Genomic DNA, 6,862 nt, shown 5'->3' with positions numbered 1-6,862 from the left:
GCCGTCCCGGCGCTGCTGCCGTACGGTCCGCTGACCGCCGAGGGCATGGCGGCCGACCTGATCGCCGCGCTGCTCGCCGCCGGGCCCCGCCCGCCCGCGCTGGACCGGCTGCCCGCCGGCGAGTGCTGGCTGTTCCTGGAGACCGGCGGCGACACCCCGCTGGCCGCCTACCAGGCCGCCCGCCGGCTCGCCGACGCGGTGAAGCGCGAGCGCTCGGCCACTGTCGCCCTGGTCACCGACCCGGTCGAGCAGCGCCAGCTGTGGGCCGTCCGGGAGGCGGGCGCGGGGATCGTCACCCGGCTGCCCGACGGCGGCGAGGCCTGGCCCGGCTGGGAGGACTCCGCCGTCCCGCCCGAGCGGCTCGGCGACTACCTGCGGGCCCTGCGCGCCCTGCTGCGCCGGCACAGCCTGCACGGCGTCCCGTACGGGCACTTCGGCGACGGCTGCGTGCACCTGCGGATCGACTTCCCGCTGGACGAGCCCCAAGGGGTGCTGGTCTTCCGGGAGTTCCTGGAGCAGGCGGCCGATCTGGCGGTCTCGTACGGCGGTTCGCTCTCCGGCGAGCACGGCGACGGCCAGGCCCGCTCGGAGCTGCTGCCGCGCATGTACCCGCCCGAAATCATCGGCCTGTTCGGGGAGTTCAAGCGGATCTGGGACCCGGAGAACCTGCTCAACCCGGGCGCGCTGGTCGACCCGCGCCCGCTCGACGCCGACCTGCGCTTCGTCACGGCCCCGCGCCGCACGCTGCCGCTGGCCCTCCCGTACGAGCAGGACGGCGGCAGCCTGGTGAAGGCGGTGCACCGCTGCGTGGGCGTCGCCAAGTGCGTGGCCCCGGGCAGCGGGGTGATGTGCCCGAGCTACCTGGCCACCGGCGAGGAGCGGCACTCCACCCGGGGGCGGGCCCGGCTGCTCGCCGAAATGCTGCGAGGGGACGCGATCCCGGACGGCTGGCGCTCGGAGGAGGTGCGGGAGGCGCTGGACCTCTGCCTGAGCTGCAAGGGCTGCGCGAGCGACTGCCCCGTCCACGTCGACATGGCGACCTACAAGTCCGAGTTCCTGTACCAGCACTACCGGCGCCGGCCGCGCCCGCTCGCGCACTACTCGATGGGCTGGCTGCCGCTCTGGCTGCGGGCCGCCTCGCTCGCGCCCGGGGCCGCCAACACCCTCGCCCGTTCCCGGGCCGGGGGGCTGCTCAAGCGGCTCGGCGGGATCGACCGGCGCCGGGTGCTGCCGGTCCTCCCGCCGGAGACCTTCACCGCGTGGTACCGGCGGCACCGCGCCACCCACCCGGCCCCGGCGGGCGCCCAGCCGGTGCTGCTGTGGCCGGACACCTTCTCCGACCGCCTCCAGCCGAGCGTGCTGCGCTCGGCCGTCGAGGTGCTGGAGCACCTGGGCTTCGACGTCCGGCTGCCCCCGGGCCCGGTCTGCTGCGGCCTCACCTGGTACTCCACCGGCCAACTCGGCACCGCACGAAGGGTGCTGCGGCGCAGCCTGCGGGCACTGGACGGAGCTGGGGTCCAGGCCGACACCCCCGTGATCGGCCTGGACCCCAGCTGCACCGCGACCCTGCGCGAGGAGCTGCCCCGGCTGCTCGGCGCGGAGGGCCGCCCGCTCGCCGACCGCACCCGCACCTTCGCCGAGTTCCTCGACGAGTTCGCCCCGGACGCCCCGCTCCCCCGGATCCCGCTGGACGCCGTCACCCAGACCCACTGCCACCAGCACGCGGTGCTCGGCAGCGCCGCCGACCGCCGGCTGGAGGCCCGCCTCGGCCTGAACAACCGGGTGCTGGAGGCCGGTTGCTGCGGCCTGGCGGGCAACTTCGGCTTCGAGCGGGGCCACTTCGAGGTGTCCGAGGCCATCGCGGAGCGGGTGCTGCTGCCCGGGCTCCGGGCCGCCGGGCCGCAGGCGGTGGTCCTGGCGGACGGCTTCAGCTGCCGCACCCAGATCGCCCAACTCGCGGACGGGCGGCGGGCCCTGCACCTCGCGGAGCTGATCGCCCGGGAGCTGCGGGATCAGTCCTGACGGTGCGCCGCGAGGAAGGCCCCGGCGTGGGCCGCGGCCTCCTCCCTGGTCCGGTGGCCGGCCGCCGCCCCACCGGTGGCGCCGTCCGCGCCGATGGCCGTCCAGCGCCAGCCGCCGGAGGTCTCGTCCTCCGCCAACTCGGCTGTTCCGCCGAACAGTTCGAGCAGCCCGGGCCGCGCCGCCGGACGGCTGACGGCCTCCGGCCACTTCTTCCGGGCGCCCTGCCGGGTGATGCCCCAGGCGGCACCGAGCTGCTCGTAACTGGCGCCGTAGGAACCCGCGGTGGCGGCCGCGCCCGCGGTGAGCAGCTTGACCTCGGCGTCCACCAGCTTCCAGGCGGACAGGACGGAGAGCGCGACCTCGACCGGCTCGGCGTTCCACATCCGTTCCGCGGGCAGGCCCGTCGCGCGGGCGCGCACGGCGGCGGCGAGGGGGTCGAGCGCGTCGAGGAGGGCCTTGGCCAGCGCGGCCCGCTCCTCCGGAGTGATCTCCACGGTCGTCATGGTGACAACCATAGTTAACGAATCCGCTCCCGACAACCAAAGTTACCGGCCGAACCGGTCCAGCGGGCTCGCGCCCCGCTTCTCCGGCGCGAACGGCGTACCCGAGGAGAGCGCCCGGAAGCCCACCACCAGCGCCTCCCCCAGGAAGCCCACCCCGATCGACAGCTGGATCGGACGGGCATCCGCGGCCAGGCCGAAGTGCGCGGCGAGCGCGGCGAAGCCGGCCATCAGGGCCAGCGACACCGCCGCAACCAGGAAGGTCCGCCCGGTGTAGCGCTGCCACAGCACGCCCTCCCGCCCGTAGACCCGGATGGTGGCGCCGCGCACCGCCCCCAGTGCGACGCCGAGCCCGGCGCCCGCCGCGATCCAGCCGTAGTCGGCCGCGCCGAGCCCGTGCTTCTGGGCGAGCGCCCACACGCCGAGGGCGGTGAGCACCACCGGCGGCGCGAAGAGGTCCCGGGCGTTGAGCGGTTCGCCGCGCAGCCGCCGGATCACCCCCACCACGACCACGACGGCGATCAGCCCCGCGTGCACCCAGCCGTTCATTCCTGCCTCCCCGAATTTTTGTAGCTCGACCGTGCTAAATCAGCAATTTAGCTCGCTCGTGCTATAACGGCAACATGCCGAAGATCGTGGACCCCGCCGAACGCCGCCAGGCCGTCGCCGACGCCGTCCTGCGCGTCGCGGCCCGGGAGGGACTGGAGCACGCCTCCCTGCGCAACGTCGCCGAGGAGGCCGGACTGGCCGTCGGCTCGGTGCGGCACTACTTCGCCGGCAGCTCCGAGCTGATGATCTTCGCGATGCGCGAGCTGGCCCGGCGGATCGAGGCCCGCATCCGCGCCCACGCCGCCGCCCTGCTCGACCCGGCCGCCGACGGCACCGACCGGCGCGAACGGACCGTCCGACTGCTCGCCGAGACCCTCCCGCTGGACGCCGGGCGCCGGGAGGAGTCCGCGCTCTGGCTCTCCTTCGTCACCGCCGCCCGCACCCGGCCCGACCTGCGGCCCCGCGCCGTCGAGATGCAGACCGGCCTCGACGACCTGGTCCGACGCGTCCTCGCCGAGTCCCGACGCGCCGGCGGCCTGGCCCCCGGCCTCGACCTCGACCTCGAGACCCGCCGGCTCTCCGCCCTGCTGGACGGCCTCACCCTCCAGGCCGTCCAGCACCCCGACCTGGTCGGCCCGGACGAGCTGCGCGCGGTGCTGCGCCGCCACCTCGACACCCTGGCCGCCCCCGCCTCCTGAGACCGCGCCAACACCCCCGAGAATGCCGAGGGCACCGCGGTCGCCGACGGCACGGAGAGCACCGACGGCACCGGGGCCCCCGCCCGTCCGCCGGCGGGGGCCGCAACCCGCGTACGCGCGGCGGGGGTGTCAGCCCTGGGCCGCCCCCGCGGGCGCCTCCTCCGCGCAGACCGCCGAGACGAACTCGGCGACCCGTGCCTGCGGCAGGCCGCGCGCGATGTCCGCCTCACTGATCATGCCGACCAGCTTGTGCTCCGGGTGGTTGATCACCGGCAGCCGGCGCACCTGGTACTGCTCCATCACCCGCAGCACCTGCTCGCAGTCCTCGTCCGCCTCCACCGTCATCGGCCGCCCCTGCGCCAGCTCGCCCGCCGTCACCGACGCCGGGTCGCGGTCCTCGGCGACGCAGCGCAGCACGATGTCGCGGTCGGTCACGATCCCCAGCAGCTTGTCGCCCGGCCCGCAGATCGGCAGGGCGCCCACATGGCGTTCCCGCATGATCCGGGCGGCGGCCGCGAGCGTCTCGTGCTCACGGATGCACTCCGCGCCCGGGTGCATGATGTCGCTGGCTCTGGTCATGGTCCGCCTCCTGACCTGGCTTCCCGTTCCCCTCGTCCATCGTGGTCCGGGCGGATGGCCGACGCCACCGGGGCCGACCCGCTCACTCCGCTCCGTCCGACCCGGCGGGGCCGCCGCGCCCGACCCGGCCGTCCGGCGACTCCGGACGGTCCAGCGGCGACTGCTCCAACACCTCTTCCAGGGGCGGGAGTTCATGCCTGGGCGGCTCCGGCTCCAGCCCCTCCTCCGGGATCTCGCCGCTCTCCACCGCCTCCTCCACGGCCTTCGCCCCGGCCGCGACCGCCGCCGCCGTCAGCAGGTTCCGCTGCTGGACCTCCGTGGCACTGTCCAGGAAGCGCAGCAGCTCCACCGGGAAGGGCAGCACCAGCGTCGAGTTCTTCTCCGCCGCCACCTCCACCACGGTCTGCAACAGCCGCAGTTGCAGCGCGGCCGGAGTCGCGCTCATCACGGCCGCGGCGTCCGACAGCCGCTGCGAGGCCTGGTACTCGCCGTCCGCCGTGATGATCCGGGCCCGCCGCTCCCGCTCGGCCTCCGCCTGCCGCGCGATCGAGCGCTTCATCGACTCCGGCAGCGCGACGTCCTTGATCTCCACCCGGTCGATCTCGATGCCCCAGCCCAGCGCCGGGCTGTCGATCATCAACTCCAGCCCCTGGTTGATCGGTTCCCGGTTGGCCAGCAGGTCGTCCAGCTCGCTCTTGCCGATGATCGAGCGCAGCGAGGTCTGCGCGACCTGGGAGATCGCGAAGTTGTAGTCCTGCACGTTGACGGTGGCCTTCACCGGGTCCACCACCCGGTAGTAGACCACCGCGTCCACCCGCACGGTCACGTTGTCCCGGGTGATGCCCTCCTGCGCCGGGATCGGCATCGTCACGATCTGCACGTTCACCCTGCGCAGCCGGTCCGCGACCGGCATCAGCGCCACCAGCCCGGGCTCGCGCACCTCGTCGCGCACCTTCCCGAAGCGGAACACCACGCCCTTCTGGAACTGCTGGACGACCCTGATGCTCAGGCCCGCACAGATCACCCCGAGCCCGGCCAGCCCCCCGAGCGCACCCAGCACCGCATCGACGATCATCGCGGCCTCCTCGCGACCGGCGCACTGCGCGCACACCGGCGTCTCCGGCCGCCGCCGACCCGGACCGGCCGGGGACCGCCGGAGCAACTGATTCCACGCTACGCCTGCCCGGAGGACGCCGGTACGAACGTCCGATTGCCCCTAGGATCTCGACCATGCCGACCGAGGCCGCGCCCTCCTCCCCCGCCGACGAGCCCTCCCACCTGGCGTCCGATCCGGCCTCCGATACGGCCTCCGACCAGGCCGCCGACGACCCCGAGCACCCCCGGCACCCCGCCGAGGCGGCCGCCCGGGCCGCCGGACTCGCCGCGCTGGACCGCGTCGTCACCGGCTGCCGGGCCTGCCCGCGCCTGGTCGCGTGGCGCGAGGAGACCGCCCGCACCAAGCGCCGCGCCTACCAGGACCAGGACTACTGGGCCCGCCCGATCCCCGGCTTCGGCCCGCCGGACGCCCCGCTCGTCCTGGTCGGCCTCGCCCCCGCCGCCCACGGCGCCAACCGCACCGGCCGGATCTTCACCGGCGACCCCTCCGGCGACCTGCTCTACGCCGCCCTGTACGAGCTCGGGCTCGCCAACCGCCCCGAGTCCGTCCGCTACGGCGACGGCCTGGAACTGTCCGGCGTCCGGATCACCGACCCGGTCCGCTGCGCCCCGCCGGACAACAAGCCCAGCACCGCGGAACGCGACACCTGCCGCCCCTGGATCACCCGGGAGCTGGAGCTGATGCGCCCCACCGTACGCACCGTCGTCGCCCTCGGCGGCTTCGCCTGGCAGGCGATGCTGCCGGTGATCGCGGACGCCGGCTGGCAGCTCCCCCGCCCCCGCCCCGCCTTCGGCCACGCCGCCGTGGCCGCCTTCCCGGCCCGCGACGGCGGACCGGACCTGCGGATGTACGGCTGCTACCACGTGAGCCCGCGCAACACCAACACCGGCCGGCTGACCACCGCGATGCTCCGGGACCTGCTGCGCGAAGCCGCCCGCTCGGCGGGGCTCGACCCCCGGTAGGGCGCGGCGAAGCGGGCCGGTCGGTCGAACCGGTGGGTGGCCGTGATCCCGCCGTCCACCGGCAGCGTGACGCCCGCGACGGACGAGGCCCGGTCGCTCAGCGGCCAGGCCGCCGCTACCCGAAGCGGGCCAGCTTCCGCCTGCCCGCCGGCCGCCAGACCTCCGGCAGCCGGTGCCGGGCGGCCTCCTCCGCGGCCAGCTGGCGGCCGTAGAGGACGCCGTAGCCGAAGGGCTCGCCGCCGCTCGCCGCGTGGGCGGCGAGGGTGCTCGCGGCGACCACCGCGTCCTGGTGCTCGCCCAGCACCTCCTGGACGGCCTTCATCCGCTGGGCGTAGCGCTCGGCCCGGGCGCCGACGGCCGGGGCGGCGGTCTCGCCGGCGTAGCGGGCGCGCTTGGCCGCCTTGCGGGCCGCGTGGAGGGCGAGGTCCCGTTCCC

General features: G+C 75.3%; 8 protein-coding genes. 3 read left to right on the top strand and 5 right to left on the bottom strand.

What is annotated here, in order from left to right; all coding sequences use genetic code 11:
* Window positions 1-2,022, top strand: a 2,022-nt coding sequence (locus AE652_RS31690; protein WP_049657812.1) for an FAD-binding and (Fe-S)-binding domain-containing protein, incomplete at its 5' end; no start/stop codon positions are given.
* Here AE652_RS31690 and AE652_RS31685 read toward each other — a convergent pair.
* Together AE652_RS31685 and AE652_RS31680 are read right to left on the bottom strand one after the other, a co-directional pair.
* Window positions 2,013-2,525 (bottom strand): hypothetical protein, encoded by a 513-nt coding sequence (locus AE652_RS31685; RefSeq protein ID WP_049657819.1) that lies wholly within the window; start codon window positions 2,523-2,525, stop codon window positions 2,013-2,015. The genes AE652_RS31690 and AE652_RS31685 overlap by 10 nt on opposite strands.
* Window positions 2,526-2,567: 42 nt before the next feature.
* Window positions 2,568-3,071, bottom strand: coding sequence for a hypothetical protein (locus AE652_RS31680; protein WP_049657809.1), 504 nt, complete (start codon window positions 3,069-3,071; stop codon window positions 2,568-2,570).
* Window positions 3,072-3,145: 74 nt separating this feature from the next.
* Here AE652_RS31680 and AE652_RS31675 point away from each other — a divergent pair, with 74 nt between their 5' ends.
* Window positions 3,146-3,769, top strand: a complete 624-nt coding sequence (locus tag AE652_RS31675; RefSeq protein ID WP_049657807.1) for a TetR/AcrR family transcriptional regulator — start codon at window positions 3,146-3,148, stop codon at window positions 3,767-3,769.
* 129 nt (window positions 3,770-3,898) lie between these two features.
* On the opposite strand, the gene AE652_RS31670 is transcribed toward AE652_RS31675, so the two are convergent.
* Both AE652_RS31670 and AE652_RS31665 read right to left on the bottom strand, forming a co-directional pair.
* Complete coding sequence (locus AE652_RS31670) at window positions 3,899-4,348, bottom strand: CBS domain-containing protein (RefSeq protein WP_049657806.1); 450 nt, start codon at window positions 4,346-4,348, stop codon at window positions 3,899-3,901.
* Between the two features lie 82 nt (window positions 4,349-4,430).
* A complete protein-coding gene (locus AE652_RS31665) occupies window positions 4,431-5,423 on the bottom strand; it encodes a slipin family protein (protein WP_079272701.1) in 993 nt (330 codons plus the stop codon).
* A gap of 155 nt (window positions 5,424-5,578) precedes the next feature.
* Between AE652_RS31665 and AE652_RS31660 the strand changes: the two genes are divergently transcribed.
* On the top strand, window positions 5,579-6,427 hold the full coding sequence (locus tag AE652_RS31660; RefSeq protein WP_082346100.1) for a uracil-DNA glycosylase: 849 nt from the start codon (window positions 5,579-5,581) through the stop codon (window positions 6,425-6,427).
* A 115-nt stretch (window positions 6,428-6,542) separates the two neighbouring features.
* Here AE652_RS31660 and AE652_RS31655 read toward each other — a convergent pair.
* The coding region (locus tag AE652_RS31655) for a CHAD domain-containing protein (RefSeq protein WP_049657803.1) at window positions 6,543-6,862 on the bottom strand (320 nt) is incomplete at its 5' end.

Origin of the sequence: Kitasatospora sp. MY 5-36, assembly GCF_001182915.1 — a bacterium.
GTDB lineage: Bacteria > Actinomycetota > Actinomycetes > Streptomycetales > Streptomycetaceae > Kitasatospora.
Note: the sequence above shows the minus strand (reverse complement) of the source record. Positions and strands in the feature narration are given on the sequence as shown.